The sequence below is a fragment of the Agrobacterium sp. Azo12 genome, from assembly GCF_029193765.2.
Taxonomy (GTDB): domain Bacteria; phylum Pseudomonadota; class Alphaproteobacteria; order Rhizobiales; family Rhizobiaceae; genus Agrobacterium.
In genome coordinates this window covers 995,777-1,022,073 of the sequence record NZ_JARFYO020000001.1, presented here as the reverse complement: position 1 = coordinate 1,022,073, position 26,297 = coordinate 995,777, and the positions used below count along the sequence as shown (strand labels likewise).

Sequence of the window (26,297 nt, the reverse complement as noted above, 5' to 3'; positions counted from 1 at the left end):
CGGTTCTTTAAGGCGTTTCAGACCGTTTGAAAAGAGAATAGATGGTGATAGCGTCTCAATAGCCCGCCACCCGCCAAAAAAATGCAACAAAATCGCTCTCTTGCCGTGCAATCAAGCATTGTCCGCTCGAATTTTCCGGCGGATGGCAAGACGTCTCAAAAAGCGATTTTTGCATCCAGTTCGCCCAGCGGACGAACACCTGACAGAAGCGCCCTAGCCTCTTCTTCATCGCGCTTGATCTGGGCGACAAGAGGCTCGAGCCCGTCAAACTTCAACTCATCGCGCAGATGACCAAAGAACGATACGGAACAGGTTTCGCCGTAGAGATCGCCCGAAAAATCGAACACAAATGTTTCCAGCAACGCGACGCCATTTTCCGTGACGGTCGGGCGGTAACCGAAGCTCGCCACACCATCATGAAGCGTGCCATCGGCACGACGGAAGCGCACGGCGTAAATGCCGGGTTTCAGTGCAGTCTCCGGAGGAAGCGCCATATTGGCGGTTGGATACCCCAAGGTGCGGCCAAGTTGCTGGCCTTTGATAACCACTGCCTCAACCGTATAACGATAACCCAGAAGTCCGGCAGCGCCGACAACATCGCCCTGGGTCAGCAATGCCCGGACACGACTGGACGATACCACCTCTGCACCTTCATCCCGGAAGGCATCAATCAGCGCGACATCAAAACCGTAACGTTTGCCCGCTTCCATCAGGAATGCAGGCCCGCCTTCACGACCTTTGCCGAAATGAAAATCAAAACCTGTCACCACTGCACTGGCACCCAACCAGTCCGACAATATGGATTTGACGAACTCATCGGCAGAGCGCTGCGAAAAATCATGGTCGAATGGATATTCGATGACCGACTGGAAACCTTCGGCTTCCAACAAACGCGCCTTGAGCGACGCAGGGCTCAGACGGAAAACAGGTTCATCCGGTTTGAAAATCGTGCGCGGATGCGGCTCAAACGTCAGCACCAGCGCAGGTACGCCACGCGACCTGGCCAATTCCAGTGCCCGCTCAAGCACAGCCCGGTGGCCGCGATGCACGCCATCGAAATTGCCGATGGCAATGACCCCACCGCGAAGATTTTCCGGCAGCGGCTCTTTTTTTTCGTTGCGATGAAATACTGTCATTTCCGCCAATTCCTGTTTACGCCAGACGTGGCATCCACCAGCCAGGCGCCGCACCCTGCCCCTTCAGATAGGCATTGAGCAATGCCTCATCCGTCTGGCCGTTCAGCGTATATTCCGCAGCGTGAATGCCACCGCTTATATAGAGCAATTGCAGGCCGTTCGAGAGGGCGCCCTTGACATCTGTCGGCATGCCGTCGCCTATTGCCAAGATCCGCTCCTGCGGAAACGGGCCACGAACCTCTTCGGCCGCAGCTAGGCACGCCTGATAAATTGGCGTGTGCGGCTTGCCAGCAATACGGACCTCGCCGCCAAGCTGCCCATAATAGGCAGCCATGGCACCTGCACATGGAATGATGCGCTCGCCGCGCTCAACCACCAGATCTGGGTTTGCACAGATCATTGGTACGGAGCGGGCAATAAAGCCCTTCAGCATATCGGTGTAGTCTTCAGGTGTTTCGGTTTCATCATCGAAGAACCCGGTGCAGACAACCGATTCCGCGTCGGCTTCCGGTACGATTTCAACGTCCAGTCCGTCGAGCAACGGCAGGTCACGTTCCGGTCCGAGCAGAAAAACCTTGCTTGGGCCTTCGGCGATCAGTCCACGTGTCACGTCTCCTGAGGTGATGATGCGGTCATAGGCAGTATCGGGAATGCCGAGCACGCGCAGCTGAGCAATCACACCGGGCGCCGGGCGCGGAGAATTGGTAATCAGCACCACGGTCTTGCCCACCTTGCGCGCTTCTTCCAAGGCAACGGCCGCATCCGGAAATGCCGAAACGCCGTTGTGCAAAACACCCCATACATCAGACAGAATGACGTCGAAATGCTCGGTAATGTCGCCAAGAGTGGTTATGCGGTGGGCCATGACTACTTTCCGGGTAAAAGACAATTGAGGCTGACATTGCAAAGCGCAACGTCGATGGCAAGAAAAAAAGCCACCGGATTGAAAGGCAAGTTGACGTTACGGCGGTTAACCGCCGACCCAGAGGCGGGCGAAACCGGCGGCGATGCACAACGCCAAAACCGGCACCATGCCAAGCTTGAAGCGAAACAGCATCAGTGTTGAGGCCACAAACAGTGCGAGCGCAACCGGATCCAGCGTGTTCCACACCGGCACCGACAGGTTGAGATTGATGACAGGGACGAGCGCCACACGCTCGACATCCCGAAACAGCACATGCAGGCCAAACCAGACAGAAAGATTGAGAATGACACCAACGACGGCAGCGGTGATTGCTGACAAGGCGGCAGAAAGCCTGCGGTTGTGGCGCGCACTTTCCATGTAAGGTGCACCAAGAAAAATGAAAATAAAGCTGGGTACGAAGGTTGCCCATGCCGCAACACTTGCCCCCATGACACCTGCCAAAAGCGGATCAAGCAGACCGGGATTTCTGAACGCTGCGAGAAAACCGATGTAGGACAGTACCAGCACCAGCGGACCAGGCGTCGCCTCCGAAAGAGCCAGACCATCAAGCATTTCACCTGCTGTCATCCAGCCATGGTTTTCGACAGCAATCTGCGCCACATAGGCCAGCACCGCATAGGCACCGCCAAATGTCACAACGGCCATCTTTGAGAAGAAGGTTTGCAATTGCGCCAGGGTTTCAGGTGCCGCAAAAATCCAGATCAAGGCAAAGGGGATTTGCCAGATAGCAAGACCACACAGCAGGCCGACCGCTCTTTTGTGCAAAGGCGGCACGTCGATCTTTGGCGCGCTTCCTAAAGAAGGCGATTGCTCACCAGCTGCACTGGAGGTTATGGCTCTTCGCGCCACAAACCAACCGACAGCACCGGCGATCAGTATCACCAACGGGAATGGCAGACCAAACAGAAACAGAGCAATGAATGCTGCGCCAGCGATATACATAAGAGACCGACTGACAAGGGCACGTTTTGCCACCCGCAGCAGTGCTTCAATGACGATGGCGAGAACGCCAGCTTTCAGACCTGACAACAATGTTGGCAGCCAGTGGGTATCCTGATAAAGCGCGTAAGCTGCCGCCAGCGCCACGATGACGATAAAGCCAGGCACAATAAAAAGTGTTCCGGCAATGATGCCACCGCGCCTGCCATGTAAAAGCCAACCGCAATAGGTGGCAAGTTGTTGTGCTTCTGGACCGGGCAGCAGCATGCAATAATTCAAAGCGTGTAGAAACCGCTCCTCAGAGATCCAGCGGCGTTCATCAACCAAGATACGGTGCATCATGCCGATCTGACCGGCCGGACCGCCAAAGCTAAGCAGGCCGATCCGGGCAAAGGTCGCAGTCAACTCAAAAAATGAGGGTCGGGTCGTCGAAATGTCGGGGCGCAAAAAATCTGTCATGCAGACGCAGTAACCATTTTACATGAAATTTTTCCGACAGGCTGTCCTTGACTCGTACAGGTAGCCTGCTTATCTCCGTCTCGCTGGCACTCACATACAGGGAGTGCTAACACTATCCAGATGGATCACAAGATCCATGAATGTCATTTGATCGAGGGATTAGACAATGGCAAGCACAACTTTCCGCCCGCTTCACGACCGCGTTGTCGTTCGTCGCGTTGAGTCCGAAGCAAAGACCAAGGGCGGCATCATCATTCCTGATACCGCCAAGGAAAAGCCACAGGAAGGCGAAATCGTCGCCGTCGGTTCCGGCGCTCGTGATGAGTCCGGCAAGGTCGTCGCTCTCGACGTCAAGGCTGGCGACCGCGTTCTGTTCGGCAAGTGGTCCGGCACCGAAGTCAAGCTCGACGGTGAAGACCTTCTTATCATGAAGGAATCCGACATCATGGGTATCATCGGCTAATCTGCCGAACCCGTCGTTTCCTTAAATTTTAAGCCGGACACCGTCCGGCAATTCGAAACCAGGAGTTTTGAAAATGGCAGCTAAAGAAGTAAAATTCGGCCGCAGCGCACGCGAAAAGATGCTGCGCGGCGTAGACATTCTTGCAGATGCAGTGAAGGTAACTCTCGGCCCTAAGGGTCGTAACGTTGTTATCGACAAGTCCTTCGGCGCACCGCGCATCACCAAGGACGGCGTTTCGGTCGCGAAGGAAATCGAACTGGAAGACAAGTTCGAGAACATGGGCGCACAGCTCGTTCGCGAAGTTGCATCCAAGACCAACGACATTGCAGGTGACGGCACCACCACCGCTACCGTTCTGGCGCAGGCTATCGTCCGCGAAGGCGCAAAAGCCGTTGCAGCTGGCATGAACCCAATGGACCTGAAGCGCGGTATCGACCTCGCTGTTGCAGAAGTCGTCAAGGACCTGCAGGCAAAGGCAAAGAAGATCAACACGTCCGAAGAAGTTGCACAGGTCGGCACGATCTCTGCAAACGGCGAACGTCAGATCGGTCTCGACATTGCTGAAGCAATGCAGAAGGTTGGCAACGAAGGTGTTATCACCGTTGAAGAAGCCAAGACTGCTGAAACCGAACTCGAAGTCGTTGAAGGCATGCAGTTCGACCGCGGTTACCTGTCCCCTTACTTCGTAACCAACCCAGAAAAGATGATTGCGGATCTCGAAGACGCATACATCCTTCTCCACGAAAAGAAGCTTTCGAATCTGCAGGCTATGCTGCCAGTTCTCGAAGCTGTTGTTCAGACCGGCAAGCCACTCGTCATCATCGCTGAAGACGTAGAAGGCGAAGCTCTTGCTACGCTCGTCGTCAACAAGCTGCGTGGCGGCCTGAAGATCGCTGCTGTTAAAGCTCCTGGCTTCGGCGACCGCCGCAAGGCCATGCTCGAAGACATCGCCATCCTGACCGGTGGTACAGTGATCTCCGAAGACCTCGGCATCAAGCTCGAAAACGTTACGCTCGACATGCTCGGCAAGGCGAAGAAGGTTTCGATCTCCAAGGAAAACACAACGATCGTAGACGGCTCCGGCCAGAAGTCCGACATCGAAGGCCGCGTTGCCCAGATCAAGGCTCAGATCGAAGAAACCTCTTCTGACTACGACCGCGAAAAGCTGCAGGAACGTCTTGCTAAGCTCGCTGGCGGCGTTGCTGTTATCCGCGTTGGCGGTTCGACAGAAGTTGAAGTTAAGGAAAAGAAGGATCGCATCGACGACGCTCTCAACGCGACGCGCGCTGCTGTTCAGGAAGGTATCGTACCAGGCGGCGGCGTTGCCCTGCTGCGTTCCTCCACGAAGATCACTGTCAGGGGCGAGAACGACGATCAGGAAGCTGGCGTCAACATCGTTCGCCGCGCTCTGCAGGCTCTGGTTCGCCAGATCGCTGAAAACGCTGGTGATGAAGCATCTATCGTTGTTGGCAAGATCCTCGACAAAAACGAAGACAACTACGGCTACAACGCTCAGACTGGCGAATACGGCGACCTGATCGCACTCGGCATCGTCGACCCAGTCAAGGTTGTTCGTACAGCTCTGCAGAACGCAGCTTCGGTTGCTTCGCTGCTGATCACCACCGAAGCCATGATTGCTGAACTGCCAAAGAAAGATGCTCCGGCTCTTCCAGGCGGCGGCATGGGCGGCATGGGCGGTATGGACTTCTAATCAGTCCTACCCGTTTCGTATACGAAAGGGCGATCTTCGGATCGCCCTTTTTTTGTTTGCGCCAATACTCGTCTTGTAACGTTAATGCACGCGGTTAAACAAAACGGTCAACACACAGGTCTTATCGTTTTTGCCAATTTAAATGTGAGATCGGGCCTTTTGCGCGCCCGGTGCCTTTACAACTTGCGCATCCTTCACAGTTTTGCCTCAGATCTCAGCAAAACAGTTTGGACGGCAGTCACTATTTTATGTTTCAAATGCCGTTTGCAACAAATTAGAAATATAAAATTATCTAATATGAATCATTATGGGACAGCATTGATGTTAGAAAATACTTGTCGCGGTAGAAAAATAGAGTATGAGGACTTTCTTCTTCCGTCCCTGAGCTTACCGGATGGTAGATGCTGACAGACGAACACCCTTGAAAACCTAGCAAATTGTCGTATTTTCGAGTTATCGCGGAAAAAACATAGTATGTGATGTTTTTTAGCAAAAATGCATTGCCGTTTAAAAAAAAGAAACTATAAATCCTGCGCGAACAGCAGATATTTACAACTCTAAGATAAAATTTCAGAGCGCGTCTAAAACAAAAAGCATTTATCAAGACTCGCCGACATTCGTATGAGTGAATACTTTGCGCATTCGCAATATTCACGATTTCAGGTTTCTCATGATGAGCAACCAGCATCGCAATGCCACATGCTTCAGCGAAAAACGCAATCTGAAGTGTGTCACGCGCAAGTGTACCGGAACTTTGCGATAACGATACGTAAAACAACAGCTTAAACTACGCCAGCAAATCGGGGTCATCGCGACGTGTTTGAGTATGGGAATTGTTAAAGTGCCATTTTGCATTCCAATATCGTCAGGTACGAGAGACCAGCGAATGCATTCCGGCATAAAATTCGGGGACTACTGTGTTTAAGATTTCGCGAAACAACAATGCCGAATTTTCCCCTTCATGGAGCCACGAGGACCATGGAATTTTTTCGCAGCTCTGCGTTTCGGAGAAATGGACCGGCAACCTGTCAAACGGCATCATTGAACTTGGCAGCCTGTCGTCGTCACTTCATGGTCTTGAAGGTAAAGAATGCGGCTTGCTTAGCCTGATGCGTTGTTATGATCCCCATGATCGCGCCAGCATTCTGGCCCTGTTCGAGCAAGCTTCTATGGCTGCATCACGCTTTTGTTTCACAACAACGGTGAAAATAGACGGCAACAAACGCCAACCAGTGTTCTGTGCAGGTGAATCTCGCGGCCAAGAAGAGCGTTTTTACGGCAGCATAACCGGCCTCTTCATGTTCCCACGCTTTCAGGTGCCTGTTGGTCAGAATGCATTTTATTCAACCCGTTTCGCGCAATAAGCTCCAACTCCGACCGATATAGGGTATGGGACCGTGGAAGGACAAACCAGCCCTTTCCTAGGCCGGAACTTTTAGGCCCTTTATGCTGGCTGGGCGAGATTCTGCTTTATGGTGCCACGCTGCAACAGCGGGATAACGTTCCAATTGCAGAGCCTCCCTCGCGCCGTAATGGACTTCCAGACCCCGCACCCAAGGAAATGTCGCGATGTCGGCGATCGAATAGTCATCACCTGCCAGCCATTGATTGTGCTCCAGCCATTTTTCCAAAACACTCAGCAGGCGCTGGGTTTCTTCACGATAACGGTCCGTCGCGTATGGATTATTGGCGACCTTGTCGGAGGCATACTTAAAGAAATGGCCAAACTGGCCGAACATCGGGCCGACCCCACCAACCTGAAAAAATAGCCATTGTATCGCAAGATACCGCTTCTCCGGATCGCGGGGCAAAAGTTTCCCAGTTTTTTCAGCGAGATACAGCAGGATGGCACCGGACTCAAAAATACCAATGGGCCGTTTGTTTGGCCCATGTGGATCTATGATTGCGGGTATGCGACCGTTGGGATTGAGCGACAAAAACTCCATCGATTTCTGGACATTGGTTCCTATATCGATCTTGTGAACCTCATAGGGTAGCCCCAATTCCTCCAACGCAATTGCAACCTTCACGCCATTGGGCGTGGCAAGTGAATAAAGCTGTATGATGTCTGGATTGGTGGCCGGCCATTGAGTGGTCACAGGAAAAGCAGAAAGATCGATCACGGCACATCTCCTCGGTCGTTATGAGACTGTATGCGCATTGCAAATATTTTAATGCTTGCAACTAAACCCGAAAGTCATCGCTTCGGATCTTTATTGTTCATCAATTGCGAACAAAGCGTCTTTGTTCGTCTATCTTTCGTAAACAGACAAACTGATCCAAATATGGTTGCAGAATTCAGCATCACACACAATCGCCTACACGGCGCATGGAGCCTTATATGTCTGCAACAAATTCCAATACCAACAGCCTGATCTTGCTTGGCGCACGCGTACTTCTTGCCGCCATGTTCCTGCTCGCAGGTTTTCCTAAACTCATCGATCCGTCCGGCACCTCTGGCATGATCGCCGGCGCTGGCCTGCCTGCCGCAACCGCGCTTGCTTACATTGCCGGCATCTTTGAAGTCGTTTCCGGTCTTGCGATCCTTCTCGGTTTCCAAACGAAGATTGCAGCATTTGCTCTGGCGCTCTTCTGCTTGTTCACCGCATTCGTCTTCCATAATGGCCCGATTGTTGTCCCCGACTTTCCTGAAGGCGCAAACAACCTCCTGACCATGTTCAACGGCTTAATCTTCTGGAAAAACATTGCGGTCGCAGGTGGTTTCCTCGGCCTGGCAGCAGCTGGCGCTGGCGCCTATTCCATCGATGGTCGTCGCGGCTAATAAGCCCTTCCTGAAAAACACAAAAACCGCCGGATTGTTCCGGCGGTTTTTTATTCCACATAGTCTTTCTCATGGGATGGAAGATCATCGATCTGCGACAGCCATGCCACTGAGGAGCGCGCCCATATCTGGGCTTTGGGAGTCAATACATCACGCTCGTTAATGCTGCTCCAGCGAATTCCCCATTCCTTCTCGTCCTCGCCCTCGCCGCTGGTAAACAGCGGCGAACCGCACTCTGGACAAAAATATTGCCGGCGGGCACGGCCGTTATCACCGACCTTCCGGTAGAGCTTGGGTTGGTTATCGAGAATTTTAAGATCGGCCCTCGGAACGAGCAGTGTGACGCGGAAGGGTGAGCCGGTTAGTCTCTGGCAATCAGTGCAATGGCAAATGCCCACACGGCTCGGATCGGCTTCCGCTTCAAATTTGACATGGCCACAGTGGCATTGCCCGCTAATATGCATGATGGCCTCCCTCTTCAGGCAGGCCATCATAAATGAACAGTACAGAAACCGACAGTCTAAAGGGCAGACTGCACGCGGGCGATGATATCTTTCGCCACCGCATCGCCCTCATGTTCAGGCTTGCGTGCCCGCACAAAGCAGGCCTCGGAGCGCAGGATGACGCCATCCGACAAGATCTTAAGGTGGTTTGCCTTCAGTGTCGAACCCGTCGAGGTGATATCAACGATGATATCAGCTTGACCTGCAGCAGGTGCGCCTTCGGTCGCACCAAGGCTTTCGACAATGCGATAAAGTTGAATGCCGTGGCTGCCGGAAAAATACTGCTGTGTCAGACGCCAGTATTTCGTGGCAATGGCCAAACGACGTCCATGGCGCGCACGAAATTCGGCCGCCACATCACCAAGATCCGCCATGCTGTCGACATCCAGCCAGATTTCAGGCACGGCCACGACAACATCCGCATGACCAAAACCGAGGCGTGCACAAAATTCGACACGTCCATCGGCATTATCAAGTCCTTCGCGCACAAGATCTTCACCGGTCACGCCGAAGTCTACGGTGCCATTGCCGATCTCACGAGCAATCTCAGAGGCAGACAGATAGGCGATCTCGATGTCGTCGCGTCCGTCAACACGGGCGCGATAGGAACGATCATTGCCTATGGCAGAAATCTTCATGCCTGCCCGTTCGAGAATGGCAGAGGATTCCTCTTTCATGCGACCCTTGGAGGGCAGGCCAATGGTGATGGTCATTTGGAAGCCCTCGCCATTTCAATACGGTCCAGCCACAGGGAGAAGCCAACGGCGGGGATACGATCCGTCGCGCCGAGCAGCGTCATCAGCCGGTCAAAACGTCCGCCGCCTGCCAGCACCTCAACACTGCCTGTTTTGGTGATTTCGAACACGAGGCCGGTGTAATAGTCCAGCGGACGCCCGAAGGCCGCCTTATACTGAATGTTGTCCAAGTCGGCACCGGAATTTGCCAGCGCAGCCACGCGGCCATCGAAGGTGGAGAGAGCTGCGCCGAGCTGCAAACCGGCCTCCTGCGCAAAGGCGGCAAGCGCCTCGGATGCACCTGACAATGGCGCCTTCAAGGACAGGAATGTCTTCAGGGTGTTGAAATTATGGTCGGAAAGACGGGTGGCCGCCAATGCCAGCTTTTCGCGCAGACGTCGGGCAATTTCTGCCGGTGCGCGGCTTGCATTGGTGGAATAACCGGTCTGCTGCATGACGGTATCGATGTAACCGACAAGCTCCGTTTCATCGCCTGAGGCAAGCAGGCCTGCTACCCGCGAATCCAGTCCCGTTACCGGTTTTGGATTGATCAGTCCCTCGAGCAGGGCTTCCAGTTGCTGGATATTGCCAAATGCCTGCACCAGCCGCTTTTGCCAGCCTGATGGCAGGCCAAGGGCTGCAACAACCGCTTCGAAAACCTTCTGGTCGCCCAGCGTTATCGACAGCGCCTGCGATGGCAAAAGTCGGTTCAAAACCGCCGTTGCATCGACAATGGCGCGGGCGTCTGATGCAGCGATATCCGCATCGCCCAAATCTTCGATACCGGCCTGGTAAAATTCGTTGGCGCCTTCACGACGCTGGCGAAATACCTGCCCCATATAGGAATAACGTTTCGGCGTCCCGGTTGCCGTTTCGATGTGGCGAAGGCAAACGGGAATGGTGAATTCCGGGCGCAGGCAAAGGCTTGCGCCGGTTTCGCTCTCGGTCAGGAAAATACGGCGGCGCAAATCTTCGCCCGCCATATCCAAAAACGGTTCGGCGGGCTGAATGACAGGCGTATCGATGCGCACTGTCTTGCGCTTGGCAAATTCATCCAGTAATTCACCGGCGAAATCCGGCATGTCGATGAAAGGCATGTTACCCTGCCCGCGCTCGGTCTTCAGCCTGTGCGGCCAGAATTTCCTTCACCTTGGCAACGAGTTCAGCTTCCGGAACGGTTTCCTGCGCCACACGCGCCTCACGCCAAGTCGCATTGTCCTCGATCTCGCCGGAAAGTCGCTTACCTTCGATTAGATCCTTGATCTGAACGACGCTCTGCGCACGCTCATCACCACCCTGAATGATGGCGACAGGAGAACCGAGGCGGTCGGCATATTTCAGCTGGTTGCCGAACTTCTTCCAGTTGCCCTGATACATTTCGGCGCGGATGCCTTCGGCGCGCAGTGCCTGGGTGAAACGCTGGTAACGACCCATGCTTTCCACATCACCGTCCATGACGGTAATCAATACAGGTGCCAGTGCCTTTTGCTGTCCAAGCTTGCCAAGATTTTTCAGCGCCGTCATCAGGCGCGAAACACCAATGGAGAAACCGGTTGCCGGAACAGGCTGGCCCATGAAGCGGGATACCAGACCATCGTAACGGCCGCCACCGCCGACTGAACCGAATACGACCTTGTCACCCTTGTCATTGGTAACGTCGAAGGTCAGTTCAGCTTCGTAAACCGGGCCGGTGTAATATTCGAGACCACGCACGACGGACGGGTCGATCTTGATGCGGGTTTCATCGTAACCGGCGCTGGTCACCAGCGCGCCGATGATATTCAGTTCTTCGACGCCTTCTTCACCCTTCGAGGTGCCGGCAACGAGTGCTGCCAGATCAGCGGCGCTTTCCGCATAATTCTTGATACCTACGAAGAACAGAACCTTTTCGATCTGTCCTTCATCAAGGCCTGCGCCCTTGGTGAAATCGCCTGACTCATCCTTGCGGCCGGGACCGAGCAGCAGCTTGACGCCTTCAGGGCCAAACTTGTCCAGCTTGTCGATGGCACGCAGAACGTTAAGACGGCGGGCAGCATTTTCGTCGCCACCCAGACCCAGTGCTTCCATAACGCCGTCGAGAACCTTGCGGTTGTTGACGCGAATAACGTAATCGCCACGCTTGATGCCCAACGCTTCCAGCGTATCGGCCATCATCATGCACATTTCAGCATCGGCCTGCACACCGGCAGCACCAACCGTGTCAGCATCAAATTGCATGAACTGCCGGAAACGGCCCGGACCCGGCTTTTCGTTGCGGAACACATAGCCAGCGCGGTAAGTGCGGAATGGCAGCTGAATTTCGTTGAAATTTTCTGCGACATGACGGGCGAGAGGCGCGGTCAAATCGTAGCGGGCGCTCATCCACTGTTCATCATCGTCCTGCAGCGAGAACACGCCTTCATTTGGGCGATCACTGTCGGGCAGGAATTTTCCAAGCGCATCGGTGTATTCGAACAGCGGTGTTTCGATCGGATCGAAACCGTAAAGTTCGTACACCTTGCGGATTTTTTCGACCATTTCATTGGTGGCATGAATGTCGGCAGCCGAACGGTCCACAAATCCACGCGGCAAGCGTGCTTTCAGTTTCTGCGGTTTCTTCTGCTTTTCACTCATTTTTACCATTCCGGTCTTCTTCAGGATAATGCCGGTTCTTAGAGGATCGGGCTGCATGCGGCAAGCACGAACACGACCAATCTTGCCTCAGAGAATGGGCCAGCGGTCGATAAATCAGCACAAGTCCTGCCGATTGGATTTTGTCGCGGCAAGGGATCGACCCAAAGCCGCTTTTAACAGTACGGCTTCCCGCATCCTAAGCGCTTGCGAAGCGCCATACCATCTGTTAGTCGCTTGCCCGTTGCATGCAGCAACCGTAAGCGTCTGACGTCAAGCAACGCACCTAACCCTTCGTCATCAGGAGGGCGCTTATCCAAGGTGCTGTCCATGAAGACGAATTTCCAGAAAGCGAAGCTTTATGAAACTGTCACGCTTACCCGCGAAATATGGTGCGCTTCTGACACCTTTGATCCTGTCGATCATCATGACCTTCATCGTGTCGCTGATTGCCACCGTCAAGGCGGTCGGTATCAGCGATTTCTCGGCACGTGAATGGATGTCGGCATGGGGCCTGTCGTGGATGGTTGCCTTCCCGACGCTTCTTCTTGTGCTGCCGCTGGTGCGCAGGATCGTCGGGCTTTTGGTAGCCCCTCACCGCGCCTAACGTGTTACGCCGCGCTCAATACGAGCGCGGCCTCCGCCAGCAAACTCTTTCAAACACCCTGCAAAAAACCGATAAAGGCATCATGATTCTCGAAGCCATCCATTATGCTGCCACGTTTGCCGTCACTCCACGGGAGTTCCGGCCTTATATTCGTTACAGCATAAACCTGTGGGCGCGTGCCAAACGCTGCACACAGGATTGGAAGGTGCATGAAGAAAACTGTAAGCGCACCATACTGGAACGCGCTGCTAAACTGCGGCAACGGCGAACCGCTGTCGTGCTGGGCTCCGGCCTTTGGCGCGATGTGCCCGTAAGAGAGCTCTGTCGACTGTTCGACACCGTCGTGTTGATCGATCTTGTCCACCCGGCCAGCGTGAAGCTGGAACAATCATTCCGCAAACTGAAAAACCTGCGCTTCGTTTACCGCGACCTCTCCGGTTATGAAGACGCAGCGGAAGATCGACCCGGTGAGCCACTAGGGTTTCTGCGGCTGGTGCCCTATCTCGATTTTGTCGTTTCAGCCAACGTGCTTTCACAGATCGGCACCGGTGCCCGCGACCGACTGTCGAAACACGGGCTGGAAACCAGAGAACAGGACGTTCTGCCCCGGCTGATCAAGGCGCATGTCGAGGGGTTGGAAAACCTGCCCTGCGCAGTCTGCCTGCTGACCGATACCGACTACACGGTTATCGATCGTAACGGAAACACCCATGAAACCGTTGATCTGTTGTATGGCGTGGAAACGCCGACGCCTGTTTCAGACTGGGTATGGCCGGTGGTGCCATTGGGTGAAGAGAGCCGCGATTACAAAGTCGTGCACAAGGTGATTGCTGTTGACGTGCGATGATCGCCAGCTTTAAATCAGCCTATGCGATTTGCGGCAAAAGCATTGATGATCTTGGCATGGCTGTTTTACGGGTCGATCCCGGCACAGTCTTCTTTTCTCATTGAGCCGATGAACGTTCGCCCCATCATGCAGGACATGACAGGCGATAACTCCTCTCATTCAGATCATAAAAAGGTCGACCACACTTCCGCGCATCAGCAGCAGGCGACCCAAAAAGGCGACCCCTGCCCGCACCGCGGAGACATGAAGCACAGTGGCTTGTGTACCGCCTGTCTGACGACAGCACCACACATCACTGTTTTTGAGAGCGGAAAACACATCTTCGCCTATCCCACACCGGATTTTGGTGATGTTTTCCTGACCTCCGGCTCTGCGCCACCGATCCCGCCTCCCCGATCCTGATTTCTCATCGTTCAAAATCAAACCCGCGGATCATCCGCTTTACTCTGAAACAATGAGAACTCAGGATTTACACTCATGACCAAAACACTTCTTTTGACGGCAGCCTTTGCTGCGATGCTTGCTGGCCAAACCTTGGCGCAAGACACCAACAGCCATGCCGGTCATGGCGCGGCGGCCCAAACGCAAGAGAGCCCATCGACCAAGGCGTTCATGGAAGCCAATGACAAGATGCACGGCGACATGTCACTGGAATTTACCGGTGATGCGGACGTGGATTTCGTACGTGGCATGATCCCGCACCATCAGAGCGCTATCGATATGGCCCGCATTCAGCTGCAATACGGCAAGGATCCTGAAATTCGCAAGCTGGCCGAAGAGGTCATCAAGGCGCAAGAAGGCGAGATTGCCATGATGAAGGAATGGCTGAAAAGCAAAGGCCACTAAACGGTAAAAAGGGAATGCGCCTGACGGGCGCATTCTCCCTCATATCAGTTAAGACGCAGGCATCGGCGTCAGTTTTTCTCGATACGTAAATCGTAATGAGCACCCAACCCGCGGCGTGGTGCACTGAGGATAAGGATGGGACGGATAAGCCACCAGCTATCCTTGTTAGTCTTTAGAGTGGCGACCTTCACCCCGGCATCGCTGAAAAAAATTGCGTCGTCATCGGGATCGGCCATATCGAAAACCGCAAAATTCAAGAATTCGCTTGAGGACGTAAGTGTGATCCGCATGGCGTCGCCCGCCTTGACATTGAGACGGTAGACATTGCCTCTGCCTTGACGCGTCCAGCCGCCGACATGCAGACCTTCCGGCGTAAAAGAGCCAAGATCTTTCAACACTTCGCCAGGATTGAGCCATGACGGCCTCTCATCTTGTGCAATTGCCGTGATTGGCGCGGCACATGATGCAAGAAGTAACATCAGAAACTGGCGTTTTTTCAACTCGTCGCTCAAGGACGTACAAACTCCGCGCGCAGTTTTTCCACCCGGTTCCGGCAATAACAACCCTCAATATGATCGTTGACCATGCCCATGGCCTGCATGAAAGCATAAACGGTGGTCGGGCCCACAAATGTCCAGCCACGTTTTTTCAGGTCTTTAGATAATCGCACCGAGGTTGGTGTTGTCGGGTTGGCTCTCAGTTCCTGATAATCGAACACCGCCGGACGCTGGTCCGCAGACGGTTCATAACTCCAGAAATAATGGGCCAGCGTGCCAAATTCCTGTTTCAGGTCCAGCGCACGCCGGGCATTGTTGATGGTGGAAACAATCTTGCCGCGATGCCGCACAATGCCTTTGTCGGCCAGGCACCTGTTCACATCATCCTCAGTGAAAGCTGCCACGATGGAAAAATCGAACCCACTGAAGGCGGCGCGGAACGCCTCACGCTTGCGCAGGATCGTCAGCCAGGACAGGCCAGACTGAAAGCCTTCAAGACAGATTTTCTCAAAAAGCCTGATATCATCGACCACAGGCTTGCCCCACTCTTCATCATGGTAGTGACGGTAATCTTCAAGCCCCTGATGCCACGAGCAGCGCACTTGTCCATCCGGACCCGTCAGAAGCCCATTTTCACTCATCTGATGCCATCCCTCGTGCAAATCACCATGGAATTACCATTGATTCACCCTGTTTCAAAACCCCACAGTAACCTTACGACAAGGTTTCCATGATCCCGCCTGTTTTAATTAATCGGCATTTACCATTCGCTTGTCCGAAAGTGAGAACGTCAAAAAATGTTTCGGTGCATGTAACGAGTAGATCCGATGACGATGAAGTCTCTATGTCTGGCATTAAGCCTTGTTTCTGTCTTTTCTTCAGCCGCTTTGGCAAATGACCGCTATCGCGAACGACCTCCGGTTATTGTCAGCCCCGATCTTTCGGCACCGTGGCTAATGCAGCTTGGTGGCGGCAGTGCACGTCCCGTGGTGGTGCCACAGCGCCAGACGGTACGTCAGCCAGTTTACCAGCGCCAGCAGGCGGTCAATGTTCGTCCAACCCGCCAATATAATGGCGTGACAAGCCAGCGTCCGGCCGGTGTTCAGCAAGTTGCTGTACGACCAAATTCACCGGCCAAGGCACAGATCGCGCCGCAGTTCCTGCCACAGATCGTATCCTACCAGACACAGCATCCGGCCGGCACAATCGTTATCGATACGCCGAACCGTTTCCTTTATCTGGTTCTGGCAGATGGCAAGGCACGTCGTTACGGCGTTGGTGTCGGCAAGCCCGGCTTTGAATGGGCGGGCACCCACCAGGTTACCCGAAAAGCGGAATGGCCAAGCTGGACACCACCGAAAGAAATGATCACCCGCGAAGCGGCAAAGGGTCATTATCTGCCGGCATTCATGGAAGGTGGTCCGCAAAATCCTATGGGTGCACGCGCCATGTATCTTGGCTCAACCCTGTACCGCATTCACGGCACCAACCAGCCATGGACAATCGGCAGCAACAATTCTTCCGGCTGCATCCGCATGCGCAATGAGGACGTGACCGACCTCTATGAGCGCGTCAATGTCGGCACCAAGGTTATCGTCATGTAAGGCTTTAAAGCCGACAAACAGAACACGACATTCCGGCAGTATAGCGTGTATTGCCGGAACAGATGCACGTTTAGACTTGCGTTCATGGGCGGCTTGGCTAACTTCAGCCTGTATCAGGTTTGAGGGGAGCATAGATGAACCGAAGAGATCTTCTTGCATCAGCCATGGGGATGGCAGCGCTGACTGTGATTTCCGTACCATCCGCACAGGCAGTCACACTCGCCGACAAGGCGTTGAACGTACCCGCAGGCACCGATGTCCAGCCGGTGGCAATTCAGAAAAAGCAGGTTGAGGAAAAATACAAACGCCGCGTCGTTCGTCTTTCCACCAGCGAAACGCCCGGCACGATCATCGTCGATACCAACAACAAGTTTCTCTATTTCGTTGAAGGCAAGAACCGCGCGACCCGCTACGGCATTGGCGTCGGACGCGATGGTTTCGGTTGGTCCGGTGTTGTGAAAGTCGGCCGTAAGGCGGAATGGCCCACATGGACCCCGCCTGCTGAAATGCGCCGCCGCGAAGCCGCGAAAGGCCGCATTCTGCCAGCCGTTCAAAAGGGTGGCGAAGACAATCCGCTGGGCGCACGCGCGCTTTATCTCTATCAGGGCGGACGCGACACCATCTTCCGCATTCACGGCACAAACCAGCCGTGGACAATCGGTCTGAATATGTCATCCGGCTGCATCCGTATGATGAACAAGGATGTCGAACATCTGTATGCCCGCGCCGATATCGGCACGAAGGTCATCGTTGTCGGCCCGGGCAACAAGCAGGGCAACGTATCGTTCAACGATCGCGGTATTGATATTCTGCGCACCATTTTCGGTGGCTGACACACCATCCATGACAGGGTGGATGACGCCCTGTCATGGTTTTGCGATTTTGTCGCCGGTTGAATGATCCATCAGATCAACCACTTGTAGGGATCAGCGATCGGTTCCTGATTACCGGCTTTCTGCAGTCCCACGACACAACGGACAACGACCCAGATAATTGTGGCCAGCATGCCCAGAAAACCGATGAAAACGACTGTCAGCATCAGCGAAATGAAGCCGTAGAGAATGCCTATCCAAAAGGTCCTGATAGCCCAGATGTAATGCGACTGCATCCAACCGGTTGCCTTTGTCTTGTTCAGATAGGCGATAACAACTCCGACAATGCTGGTAATGCCGACAACGAAGCTGAGCATATACAATATGTAAACCAGCTGGATGTTGGTTTTGCCCGGTTCGAGCCAGTTATCGTCAGGGGAGCGCACAGGTTCGTTGGACATAGGGTCTGCCATGAAATACCTCCGCTATTCATAACATTTACTTCCGCCTTCAACATTTAGGGCGTGTTTGGAATTTTACCAGATTGACCTGCCAGGAACGTCTTGCCTGACCCATGACGTGGCTAGCAATTGCTGCTATTGGATTGATGACCGTTCCGGCATAAATGGAAAAGATTTTGACCAATCTGGGTGACCTTGAAGTCTTCAATCTCGTGGCGCAATGCGGCAGCATGTCAGAAGCGGCGCGTTCCCTAGGATATTCGCCAGCGGTTATTTCCAAACGCATCAAACGACTTGAAGAACGCCTTGGGGTCCGTCTTTTCCAGCGCACCACACGTCAGCTTTCATTGACCGAAGCGGGTCAGGGGTTTTATGAGCGGGTTCAAGGCATTCTCGTCAGTCTGGGCGAAGCAGAGGATTTTGTCGCCGGACGCGCCAATGCCATTTCAGGGTCGCTGAAAATTTCGGCCCCCACCTCTTTCGGGCGCCTGCATATCGCACCCCACCTCAAACCCTTCATGGATGCCAATCCCGCCCTTGCCATCAACCTGGTGCTAAGCGACGAGTTCACCGATCTTGTGGCCGGCGGTTTTGATCTGGCCATCCGCATCGCCGACCTTAATGATTCAAGCCTTGTGGCACGGCGCCTAGCCCCGGTTCGCCGCGTATTGTGCGCCTCTCGCAGCTATGTCGAGACACATGGATTCCCGAAGGACATCAGCGACCTTGCCAATCATCGCTGCCTGCCGGCCCATAACAATGACAGTTGGCGGCTGGAGGGCCCCGATGGTGCCGTGACATTGCGGCCCGACGGCATGCTGGTCACCAACTCGAGTGAAGTTATTCGTGAAGCTGTCATCGCCGGTCTTGGCATTGCACTGCGCTCGACATGGGATATCGGGCAGGAACTGCGTGACGGTTCGCTCGTTCAGGTTTTGCCTGATTATGAGGGATCGAAAAACGTCTCGCTCTCGGCGGTTTATTCCAGTCGCAAACTGTTGCCTGCAAAAGTGCGGCTGTTCATCGACTACCTGACGACACTTTACGCACCAGTCCCCTACTGGGAGCGATGACACCGTCGTTTTTCAGTCGAAATACAGAAAAACCAGAAACTGCACCATTCCGATGGAACTTTTTCAACGAAGTCGCATTTGCATTCATTAGTTGAAAAATTATACCAAGATGGATGTATATTTCCCATGACCGATCAGGATCGCTATCCAAGGATTGCACTCGTTTCGACCCATGGCTATGTGGCCGCCCATCCCCCCTTGGGCGCCGCAGACACCGGTGGCCAGGTTGTCTATGTGCTTGAACTTGCCCGAAAACTTGGGCAGCTCGGCTACACTGTGGACCTGTATACACGGCGCTTTGAAGATCAGCCGGAATTCGACGAGGTTGACGAACGCGTGCGGGTGGTCCGCATTCCCTGCGGCGGCGGCGATTTTATTCCCAAGGAATATCTGCACCGCCACATGATGGAATGGTGTGAGAATGCGCTGCGGTTCATCAAGAAAAACAACCTCACCTATTCCTTCATCAACAGTCACTATTGGGACGCCGGTGTCGCGGGTCAACGCTTGTCCGAAGCGCTCAAGGTGCCGCACCTGCATACGCCGCACTCCCTCGGCATCTGGAAAAAACGCCAGATGGAGACCGACTACCCGGAGAAGGCAGACAGTTTCGACCTGGAGTTCAACTTCAAGGAACGCATCCAGCACGAACTGATCGTCTATCGCAGCTGCGATCTGGTGATCGCCACGACCCCAATACAATTGGACATGCTGCTTGAGGACTACAATCTCAAGCGTAAGCAAGTGCACATGATTCCGCCGGGTTATGATGACAATCGCTTTTTCCCTGTGTCAGAAGCATCCCGCCAGATGCTGCGCAGTCGTTTTGGCTTCGAGGGAAAAACCGTGCTTGCGCTTGGTCGGCTGGCGACCAACAAGGGCTATGATTTGCTGATTGACGGCTTTTCGGTTCTTGCGGAACGCGAACCGGAAGCTCGCCTGCATCTGGCCGTTGGCGGCGAGAACATGGATCCGCAGGAAACAACAATCCTCAACCAGCTCAAGCAAAGGGTCGAGGATCTTGGTTTGCAGGACAAGGTCGTATTTTCCGGTTACGTGTCAGATGAGGATTTGCCGGATATTTACCGCGCAGCCGACCTGTTTGTTCTCTCCAGCCGTTACGAACCTTTCGGGATGACCGCCATCGAGGCGATGGCCAGTGGCACACCCACTGTGGTGACCATTCACGGTGGTTTGTTCCGGGCGGTCAGTTATGGTCGTCACGCACTGTTTGCCGATCCTTTCGACAAGGAGGATCTGGGCATCACCATGATGAAGCCCTTCAAACATGAAAGGCTGTATGGCCGCCTGTCGCGGATGGGTGCCCACAAGGCTCGCAGCCTGTTTACCTGGACCGGCATTGCACAGCAGGTGCTGGCACTGGTGGAAGGGCGAAGCATGATGCCTGTGCTGGAAGAAGCCGATTGGGCAGAACCGTGGAATGACGGCGATTGATGCGGCTTTTTTCGACTGACCTCGACGGCACGGTTGTCGGAAACCCAGAGGCGACCCGTCGCTTTGCGCGTTTCTGGCATTCCCTGCCTGACGATATTCGCCCGGTACTGGTTTACAACAGCGGTCGTCTGGTGGACGATCAGCTTGCCCTGATTGACGAAACCGGCCTGCCCGAACCGGACTTCATTATTGGTGGCGTCGGCACGATGTTGCACCACAAGACAAATACCAGTCTTTCCGACAACTTCAGTTCGGCCATCGCCGACGGCTTTGATAGCCATTCCGTCGAACGCGTCATGTCCGGTATAGACGGCATAAAGAAGCAGCCGGATGAGTATCAGCATGCGCTGAAATCAAGCTGGTATCTTCACGATTCAACGCAGAATGCGCTTACCGCCATTCAACAGCGGCTGGAACATGCGGGGCTTCAAGCCCAGATCGTGTATTCCAGCAGTCGCGATCTGGACGTGCTGCCACGCAATGCCAACAAGGGCCATGCCGCCCTTTGGCTTGCAAAATCGCTGGGCATCGCACCAAGCGATATCATCGTGGCTGGCGATACTGGCAATGACCGCGCCATGTTTGAAATTCCCGGTGTGCGCGGCATTATCGTCGCCAATGCACTGGATGAACTGCGCCAGCTTGGCAACACAAATGATCGATTGATGATTGCAAAATTACCGATGGCCGATGGCGTTATTGAGGGGCTTACCCGATTGCTGGCGCGTGAAACTTAAATTTCCGGTGGAACGTCGCCGGAATGCCGCAAACAGGATATTGACGGTCCTTTTTCAAGCGCAGACTATCGAGAATCATCATATTTTCATGATTTGCAGATAATATTCGACATCGCTTATATTTAAGCATGCCCAAATGGAAGGAAACTCCGTTATTGAACCTGCTCAACCGATTGACCAATGACGTTTATCTCATGCTGCGCCGTCCACCGCGTCAGCAATATGCGGCTTTGTGCTATCGGATCAAGAAAAAGCAGGGCGACGTTGAGATCCTGGTCCTGACGAGCCGCGATACCGGACGTTGGGTTATTCCGAAGGGCTGGCCGATGGACGGCAAGCAGGCTCACACGGTTGCCGCGCAGGAAGCCTACGAGGAAGCTGGCGTAAAAGGTAAAGTCGAAAAGGAAATTCTCGGCTTCTACGAATACCAGAAAAAACTATCCAACGGCATGAATGTTCTTTGCAAGGTACAAGTCCATGCACTGGAAGTTGAAGAGTTGATCAAGAACTTCCCTGAAAAGAACAGCCGTAAACTTGAATGGGTTTCCGTCGAAGAAGCTGCAAGCCGCGTCAATGAACCGGAGTTGAAAACTCTCATTCGTTCTTTCGGAAAGCGTATTTCTACAGTCATTCCAGCCAAAATCTGATAAGAATACCGACTTTGGGGGCCGTCCATATTGATTTTGCGGGCTCCATAAACTAACCGATATTCCTCATCATGATAACGAATGCTTTATCCTGGCGCTCCGTTCGCAGGCCTAGTGTTATCATGAGTTTTCCTACCCTCCCTTAAGCCGCCTGAACCACGGATGAAAGGATACCCGGCATAGAGGTGACGATGGCTATGGAATTGCCAGACTTAACAAAACGTACACTGGACAAAGACCTAGACAAGCTGACCAATGTCGAGGCGGCGACGCATTATCTTGCCAGGCAATTTGCGAATTATGCCACTGCAACGCTGTTTCTGATCGTTGCAGGTTTCTTTGCGGGTGCGTCGGTCAGCAATAGCCCTGGGGTCTGGATCATTATCGCGGCTGGTGCTGTCGGAGCCTACATGGCCGTCAATATCGGCGCCAACGACGTGACCAACAATGTTGGACCGGCGGTAGGCGCAAAAGCCATCAGCATGGGCGCAGCACTTGTGCTTGCCGCCGTTTTCGAAATTGCCGGCGCGCTTTTAGCGGGCGGCGGAGTTGTGCACACGATTTCGAGCGGAATTATCGACACGTCCGACGTCGCCAATGCCGACGTCCTCGTGTGGATCATGATGTCCGCCCTGCTAGCGGCGGCCTTGTGGGTCAATCTCGCGACTTGGCTGAAAGCACCAATTTCCACCACGCACGCGATTGTTGGCGGTGTTGCCGGTGCAGGCATTGCAGCGTCCGGCCTTGATGCCGTTGACTGGATTGCCATGGCGCGCATTGCCGCAGGATGGATGGTCTCTCCGTTGTTGGGCGGACTGGTTGCCATCGCATTCCTGGCCTTCATCAAGGAATTCATCATCTACCGTACCGACAAGGTTGCAGCGGCACGTTTCTGGGTGCCTATCCTGTCGGCAATTCTGGCCGGTGTATTTGCGAGCTATCTGGCCCTGATCGGCGTACAGCAAATCGTGCAGATTTCTGTTGGCAACTCTCTGTTAATAGGATTGCTATGTGCGGGTCTTACCTGGCTTGCCAGCGCACCCTTTGTCAAAAAGCAGTCGGTTGGGCTTGAAAACCGCAATCAGTCCCTGCGCCAGTTGTTTCAGATACCGCTGATTTTTTCTGCTGCGTTGCTGTCTTTCTCTCATGGTGCAAACGACGTATCCAATGCGGTCGGCCCCTTGGCTGCAATCGTACAGGCCGTGCAGAACAACTCGATGAGCAATGACGTTGACGTGCCGTTGTGGGTCATGCTGATCGGCGCATTTGGGCTGTCCTGCGGTATTCTGCTGTTCGGGCCGCGCCTGATCCGGTTGGTTGGTGAACAGATTACCAAGCTTAACCCGATGCGCGCTTTCTGCGTTTCCCTCGCAACAGCGCTGACCGTTCTCTTGGCATCCTGGCTCGGCATGCCGGTCAGTACGACACATACCGCCGTCGGAGCGGTGTTTGGGGTCGGCTTTTTCCGTGAGTGGTACACCCGCAATTCCAAGCGCCGTAAACTTACGGTGCGTGCACAGCCGATCCGCGCAACCGACAATGTGTTTGAAACGGACGCCGTGGAAATGCGCAGACGTTATCTGGTGCGCCGTTCGCATTTCATGACCATCATTGCGGCCTGGATGATAACGGTTCCTGCAAGTGCCACTCTTGCAGCCTGGCTTTATTGGGTTATGTTCCGGCTCTTCATATAACGGAATGTAAGAGCAGAAAATGCGCGCCAATTTTCGCATGCAACGTCTTTATGTCGAGGATGCCATTATCCTCGGCACCGGCATTGCCGCCAGCAGTGAACAGTTCAACTATCTGGCCAATGTGCTGCGCATGACGGACGGCGCAGAGGTGCTGATTTTTAACGGCCGTGATGGCGAGTGGAAAGCGCGTCTGGCGTTCCCATCGAAAAAGAAAATCGTGCTGATACCACAGGAACAGACCCGGTCACAGCCGGCGCCCTGCGACCTGCATTATCTCTTTGCTCCTTTGAAAGTTGGACGTATCGATTACCTGATCCAGAAGGCTGTCGAAATGGGTGCAGGTATTCTACAACCGGTCATGACCCAGCATGTGCAGGGCAAGATCACCAATCTGGAACGCTTGCAGGCCAACGCAATCGAAGCCTCCGAACAGTGCGGCATCTTGGCCATTCCGCAGGTGCAACCGCCGGTAAAGCTGCGCGACCTTCTGGAGAACTGGCCATCGTCACGCCGCATCATTTATTGCGATGAAGGCGACGAGGGCCAGAACCCCCTGCCCGTTCTGTCACGTATCAAGGAGCGCCAACTTGCGCTGTTGATTGGCCCGGAAGGCGGCTTTTCCGAAGAAGAAAGACAGCTGCTTCGCAACCACCAAAGCGTGACGCCGATACCACTCGGCCCACGGATTTTGCGGGCGGATACGGCTGCTGTTGCCGCACTTGCGGTTATTCAGGCGGCCATCGGAGACTGGCAATAATCAATCCTGGCGATGGCGATTATCGGCATTAAACCATGATTGAAAGAAATTCATTTGCAGAGGCTATCGTCCCGCCCTATCTGGCTTTTTGAATGACAGACAGACGTTGCGCAGTAAGGTTACATCAATGGCTCGCGATACTACCGATCAGACCCCGATCTCCTCAAAACAGGAACTGACAGACTATCTGGCAGGCGGCAACAAGCCGGTTGAGAAATTCCGCATCGGGACTGAACACGAGAAGTTCGTGTTTTTCCGCGACACACATAAGCCTGTGCCCTATTTTGGCGACGCGAGCATTTCCGCCCTGCTGAACGGCATGGAATCCCGGCTAGGCTGGGAACCAATCATGGACGGCGAAAACATCATCGGCCTTGCCGAACCCACCGGCATGGGCGCCATTTCCATCGAACCAGGTGGCCAGTTTGAACTTTCCGGTGCACCGCTGGAAAATATTCACGAGACCTGCAAGGAATCCAACCAGCATCTTGCCGTGCTACGTGACATTGCAGAGCCGCTGGGCATTCGTTTTCTGGGTATGGGCGGTACGCCATCCTGGAGCTTTGCCGACACACCGCGCATGCCTAAGTCCCGTTATGCCATCATGACCGACTACATGCCGAAGGTCGGCAGCAAGGGTCTGGACATGATGTACCGGACCTGCACCATTCAGGTGAACCTCGACTTCTCGTCGGAAGCGGATATGCGTCGCAAGATGCGCGTCAGCATGAAGTTGCAGTCACTCGCAACTGCCCTGTTCGCCTCCTCGCCATTTACCGAGGGCAAGCCGAATGGTCAGCTCTCATGGCGTGGCGATATCTGGCGCGATACGGACAACAACCGCTCCGGCATCCTACCCTTTAGCCTGAAAGAAGATTTCGGCTTCCACCACTATGTCGAATGGGCGCTGGATGTGCCGATGTATTTCGTCGTGCGTGACGGAAAATATCACAACTGCACACACATCACCTTCCGCCAGTTCATGAATGGCGCATTGAAGGGTGAAATTGCCGACTGGCAGCCAACACTCGGTGACTGGACAAACCATCTCTCGACGCTGTTTCCGGACGTTCGCCTCAAGCGTTTTCTTGAAATGCGTGGTGCAGACGGTGGCCCATGGCGCAGAATCTGTGCGTTGCCGGCTTTCTGGGTGGGTCTACTTTATGACGACGAGGCCCTGTCGGCTGCCGATGAACTGACCAAGGACTGGTCGTTCGAGCAGGTCAATCAGTTGCGTGACGATGTGCCGACCAAGGCACTGAAGGCAGAAATTACCGGCCATAGCCTGCTGGATATTGGTCGTGAAGTTCTGAAAATTTCTCACCTTGGCCTGAAAAACCGCAACAGACTGAACGCGGAAGGTCAGGACGAAACAGTTTTCCTGTCCACTCTTGATGAAGTTATCGCCAAGAAGACCACACTCGCAGAAGACATGCTGTCTGCCTATAACGGCCGCTGGAACCAGTCGGTTGATCCGGCTTACGAAGAATACCAGTACTGAATTTGCGTCAGCAGTGTTGGCTCATTGAACCCATTGAACCGGCAAGACAATTTGCTACACCGGGCACAAAAAAAGCCCGGTGCGGCATAGCCTGGCACCGGGCAAAAGCAGGGCTATTGGCAATCACCCTGCGGGGAAAACTCAAAAAATCAGAGCGTCTTGCGAGCGAACCGTTGGGTCGCGTGCACTTCCGCTGCCTTTATTAACTGCTGAGCGGGGTCATCTAGCAAGCCCACATTCAGGGCTTTTAGTACGTCCTGACGAACAATACCGATATCTGCCAACATTCGATCATCGAGATCGGTCAGGCGGTTGACCTGGAAACGGGTCACGAGGTTGCGCCAAACCATATTCACGCGCATGCCGAAGCGGGAAACATTGCGTAGTTCGACACGCTTTTCCGGCTGGCAAATACCGCTTGCAATAATCTGGTCTGCCGTGCTCATGATGAGATCCTTTCCTTGGCACGATTGCGACCATCAGGCTTACTGTCCTGA

29 protein-coding genes are annotated in these 26,297 nt (G+C 54.0%); 17 read left to right on the top strand and 12 right to left on the bottom strand.

Annotation, left to right across the window (positions count from 1 at the left end; genetic code table 11):
- Window positions 1-155: 155 nt before the first annotated feature.
- The 3 genes from PYL13_RS04630 to chrA all read right to left on the bottom strand — a co-directional run bounded on the left by PYL13_RS04630 (window position 156) and on the right by chrA (window position 3,459).
- Window positions 156-1,136, bottom strand: a complete 981-nt coding sequence (locus PYL13_RS04630; protein WP_275640595.1) for a bifunctional riboflavin kinase/FAD synthetase — start codon at window positions 1,134-1,136, stop codon at window positions 156-158.
- Window positions 1,137-1,152: 16 nt separating this feature from the next.
- Complete coding sequence (locus PYL13_RS04625; protein WP_275640594.1) at window positions 1,153-2,001, bottom strand: TIGR01459 family HAD-type hydrolase; 849 nt, start codon at window positions 1,999-2,001, stop codon at window positions 1,153-1,155.
- A gap of 105 nt (window positions 2,002-2,106) precedes the next feature.
- Window positions 2,107-3,459: a chromate efflux transporter gene (gene chrA, locus PYL13_RS04620; RefSeq protein ID WP_275640593.1), complete on the bottom strand. Its 1,353-nt coding sequence runs from the start codon at window positions 3,457-3,459 to the stop codon at window positions 2,107-2,109.
- Between the two features lie 166 nt (window positions 3,460-3,625).
- Here chrA and groES point away from each other — a divergent pair, with 166 nt between their 5' ends.
- From groES to PYL13_RS04605, 3 genes are all read left to right on the top strand, one after another.
- Entirely contained in the window at window positions 3,626-3,922 is a 297-nt protein-coding gene (groES, locus tag PYL13_RS04615; RefSeq protein ID WP_027673890.1) for a co-chaperone GroES, read from the top strand.
- Window positions 3,923-3,995: 73 nt separating this feature from the next.
- On the top strand, window positions 3,996-5,633 hold the full coding sequence (groL, locus tag PYL13_RS04610) for a chaperonin GroEL (protein WP_275640592.1): 1,638 nt from the start codon (window positions 3,996-3,998) through the stop codon (window positions 5,631-5,633).
- Between the two features lie 917 nt (window positions 5,634-6,550).
- Entirely contained in the window at window positions 6,551-6,997 is a 447-nt protein-coding gene (locus PYL13_RS04605) for a hypothetical protein (protein WP_192487085.1), read from the top strand.
- Between the two features lie 57 nt (window positions 6,998-7,054).
- Here the strand turns inward: PYL13_RS04605 and PYL13_RS04600 are convergent, their stop codons facing one another.
- Window positions 7,055-7,756 carry a glutathione binding-like protein gene (locus PYL13_RS04600; RefSeq protein WP_250983636.1) on the bottom strand — a complete coding sequence of 234 codons (702 nt, stop codon included), beginning with the start codon at window positions 7,754-7,756 and terminating at the stop codon, window positions 7,055-7,057.
- 218 nt (window positions 7,757-7,974) lie between these two features.
- Between PYL13_RS04600 and PYL13_RS04595 the strand changes: the two genes are divergently transcribed.
- Window positions 7,975-8,415: a DoxX family protein gene (locus PYL13_RS04595; RefSeq protein ID WP_275640591.1), complete on the top strand. Its 441-nt coding sequence runs from the start codon at window positions 7,975-7,977 to the stop codon at window positions 8,413-8,415.
- 50 nt (window positions 8,416-8,465) lie between these two features.
- Here PYL13_RS04595 and PYL13_RS04590 read toward each other — a convergent pair whose 3' ends face one another.
- The 4 genes from PYL13_RS04590 to hisS are packed head-to-tail and all read right to left on the bottom strand — an operon-like array spanning window position 8,466 to window position 12,265.
- A complete protein-coding gene (locus PYL13_RS04590) occupies window positions 8,466-8,879 on the bottom strand; it encodes a GFA family protein (protein WP_275640590.1) in 414 nt (137 codons plus the stop codon).
- 56 nt (window positions 8,880-8,935) lie between these two features.
- Window positions 8,936-9,631 carry an ATP phosphoribosyltransferase gene (gene hisG, locus PYL13_RS04585; RefSeq protein WP_275640589.1) on the bottom strand — a complete coding sequence of 232 codons (696 nt, stop codon included), beginning with the start codon at window positions 9,629-9,631 and terminating at the stop codon, window positions 8,936-8,938.
- Window positions 9,628-10,749, bottom strand: a complete 1,122-nt coding sequence (locus tag PYL13_RS04580; protein ID WP_275640588.1) for an ATP phosphoribosyltransferase regulatory subunit — start codon at window positions 10,747-10,749, stop codon at window positions 9,628-9,630. The genes hisG and PYL13_RS04580 overlap by 4 nt, the downstream gene beginning before the upstream one ends.
- 1 nt (window position 10,750) lies before the next feature.
- On the bottom strand, window positions 10,751-12,265 hold the full coding sequence (hisS, locus tag PYL13_RS04575) for a histidine--tRNA ligase (protein WP_259145836.1): 1,515 nt from the start codon (window positions 12,263-12,265) through the stop codon (window positions 10,751-10,753).
- 358 nt (window positions 12,266-12,623) lie between these two features.
- Between hisS and PYL13_RS04570 the strand changes: the two genes are divergently transcribed.
- The 4 genes from PYL13_RS04570 to copM all read left to right on the top strand — a co-directional run bounded on the left by PYL13_RS04570 (window position 12,624) and on the right by copM (window position 14,562).
- Window positions 12,624-12,869, top strand: a complete 246-nt coding sequence (locus PYL13_RS04570; protein ID WP_192487078.1) for a DUF2798 domain-containing protein — start codon at window positions 12,624-12,626, stop codon at window positions 12,867-12,869.
- Window positions 12,870-12,951: 82 nt separating this feature from the next.
- Window positions 12,952-13,716 carry a hypothetical protein gene (locus tag PYL13_RS04565; protein WP_250983630.1) on the top strand — a complete coding sequence of 255 codons (765 nt, stop codon included), beginning with the start codon at window positions 12,952-12,954 and terminating at the stop codon, window positions 13,714-13,716.
- A gap of 45 nt (window positions 13,717-13,761) precedes the next feature.
- Window positions 13,762-14,118 carry a hypothetical protein gene (locus PYL13_RS04560; protein ID WP_275640587.1) on the top strand — a complete coding sequence of 119 codons (357 nt, stop codon included), beginning with the start codon at window positions 13,762-13,764 and terminating at the stop codon, window positions 14,116-14,118.
- Between the two features lie 75 nt (window positions 14,119-14,193).
- Entirely contained in the window at window positions 14,194-14,562 is a 369-nt protein-coding gene (copM, locus tag PYL13_RS04555; RefSeq protein ID WP_275640586.1) for a CopM family metallochaperone, read from the top strand.
- Between the two features lie 68 nt (window positions 14,563-14,630).
- Here copM and PYL13_RS04550 read toward each other — a convergent pair whose 3' ends face one another.
- A complete protein-coding gene (locus PYL13_RS04550; protein WP_275640585.1) occupies window positions 14,631-15,074 on the bottom strand; it encodes a hypothetical protein in 444 nt (147 codons plus the stop codon).
- On the bottom strand, window positions 15,071-15,700 hold the full coding sequence (locus tag PYL13_RS04545; RefSeq protein ID WP_192487074.1) for a DNA-3-methyladenine glycosylase I: 630 nt from the start codon (window positions 15,698-15,700) through the stop codon (window positions 15,071-15,073). The genes PYL13_RS04550 and PYL13_RS04545 overlap by 4 nt, the downstream gene beginning before the upstream one ends.
- Window positions 15,701-15,886: 186 nt before the next feature.
- On the opposite strand from PYL13_RS04545, the gene PYL13_RS04540 reads away from it, so the two are divergent.
- Both PYL13_RS04540 and PYL13_RS04535 read left to right on the top strand, forming a co-directional pair.
- On the top strand, window positions 15,887-16,663 hold the full coding sequence (locus PYL13_RS04540) for a L,D-transpeptidase (RefSeq protein WP_250983626.1): 777 nt from the start codon (window positions 15,887-15,889) through the stop codon (window positions 16,661-16,663).
- 134 nt (window positions 16,664-16,797) lie between these two features.
- Window positions 16,798-17,496, top strand: coding sequence for a L,D-transpeptidase (locus tag PYL13_RS04535; RefSeq protein ID WP_250983625.1), 699 nt, complete (start codon window positions 16,798-16,800; stop codon window positions 17,494-17,496).
- A gap of 71 nt (window positions 17,497-17,567) precedes the next feature.
- Here the strand turns inward: PYL13_RS04535 and PYL13_RS04530 are convergent, their stop codons facing one another.
- On the bottom strand, window positions 17,568-17,948 hold the full coding sequence (locus PYL13_RS04530) for a DUF4870 family protein (RefSeq protein ID WP_275640584.1): 381 nt from the start codon (window positions 17,946-17,948) through the stop codon (window positions 17,568-17,570).
- A 164-nt stretch (window positions 17,949-18,112) separates the two neighbouring features.
- Between PYL13_RS04530 and PYL13_RS04525 the strand changes: the two genes are divergently transcribed.
- From PYL13_RS04525 to PYL13_RS04495, 7 genes are all read left to right on the top strand, one after another.
- The gene (locus tag PYL13_RS04525; protein WP_275640583.1) at window positions 18,113-19,009 is read left to right on the top strand and encodes a LysR family transcriptional regulator; all 897 of its coding nucleotides are present in this window, start codon (window positions 18,113-18,115) and stop codon (window positions 19,007-19,009) included.
- Between the two features lie 126 nt (window positions 19,010-19,135).
- Window positions 19,136-20,464, top strand: coding sequence for a glycosyltransferase family 4 protein (locus PYL13_RS04520; protein WP_285200574.1), 1,329 nt, complete (start codon window positions 19,136-19,138; stop codon window positions 20,462-20,464).
- Window positions 20,464-21,201 (top strand): HAD-IIB family hydrolase, encoded by a 738-nt coding sequence (locus PYL13_RS04515; protein WP_275640582.1) that lies wholly within the window; start codon window positions 20,464-20,466, stop codon window positions 21,199-21,201. The genes PYL13_RS04520 and PYL13_RS04515 overlap by 1 nt, the downstream gene beginning before the upstream one ends.
- Window positions 21,202-21,356: 155 nt before the next feature.
- Window positions 21,357-21,848: an NUDIX hydrolase gene (locus tag PYL13_RS04510; RefSeq protein ID WP_250983621.1), complete on the top strand. Its 492-nt coding sequence runs from the start codon at window positions 21,357-21,359 to the stop codon at window positions 21,846-21,848.
- A 191-nt stretch (window positions 21,849-22,039) separates the two neighbouring features.
- Window positions 22,040-23,542: an inorganic phosphate transporter gene (locus tag PYL13_RS04505; protein ID WP_275640581.1), complete on the top strand. Its 1,503-nt coding sequence runs from the start codon at window positions 22,040-22,042 to the stop codon at window positions 23,540-23,542.
- A gap of 19 nt (window positions 23,543-23,561) precedes the next feature.
- Entirely contained in the window at window positions 23,562-24,299 is a 738-nt protein-coding gene (locus PYL13_RS04500; protein ID WP_275640580.1) for a 16S rRNA (uracil(1498)-N(3))-methyltransferase, read from the top strand.
- A gap of 127 nt (window positions 24,300-24,426) precedes the next feature.
- Complete coding sequence (locus PYL13_RS04495) at window positions 24,427-25,800, top strand: glutamate--cysteine ligase (RefSeq protein ID WP_275640579.1); 1,374 nt, start codon at window positions 24,427-24,429, stop codon at window positions 25,798-25,800.
- Between the two features lie 149 nt (window positions 25,801-25,949).
- Here the strand turns inward: PYL13_RS04495 and PYL13_RS04490 are convergent, their stop codons facing one another.
- Window positions 25,950-26,246 (bottom strand): DUF1127 domain-containing protein, encoded by a 297-nt coding sequence (locus PYL13_RS04490; protein ID WP_192487065.1) that lies wholly within the window; start codon window positions 26,244-26,246, stop codon window positions 25,950-25,952.
- Between the last annotated feature and the right edge of the window lie 51 nt (window positions 26,247-26,297).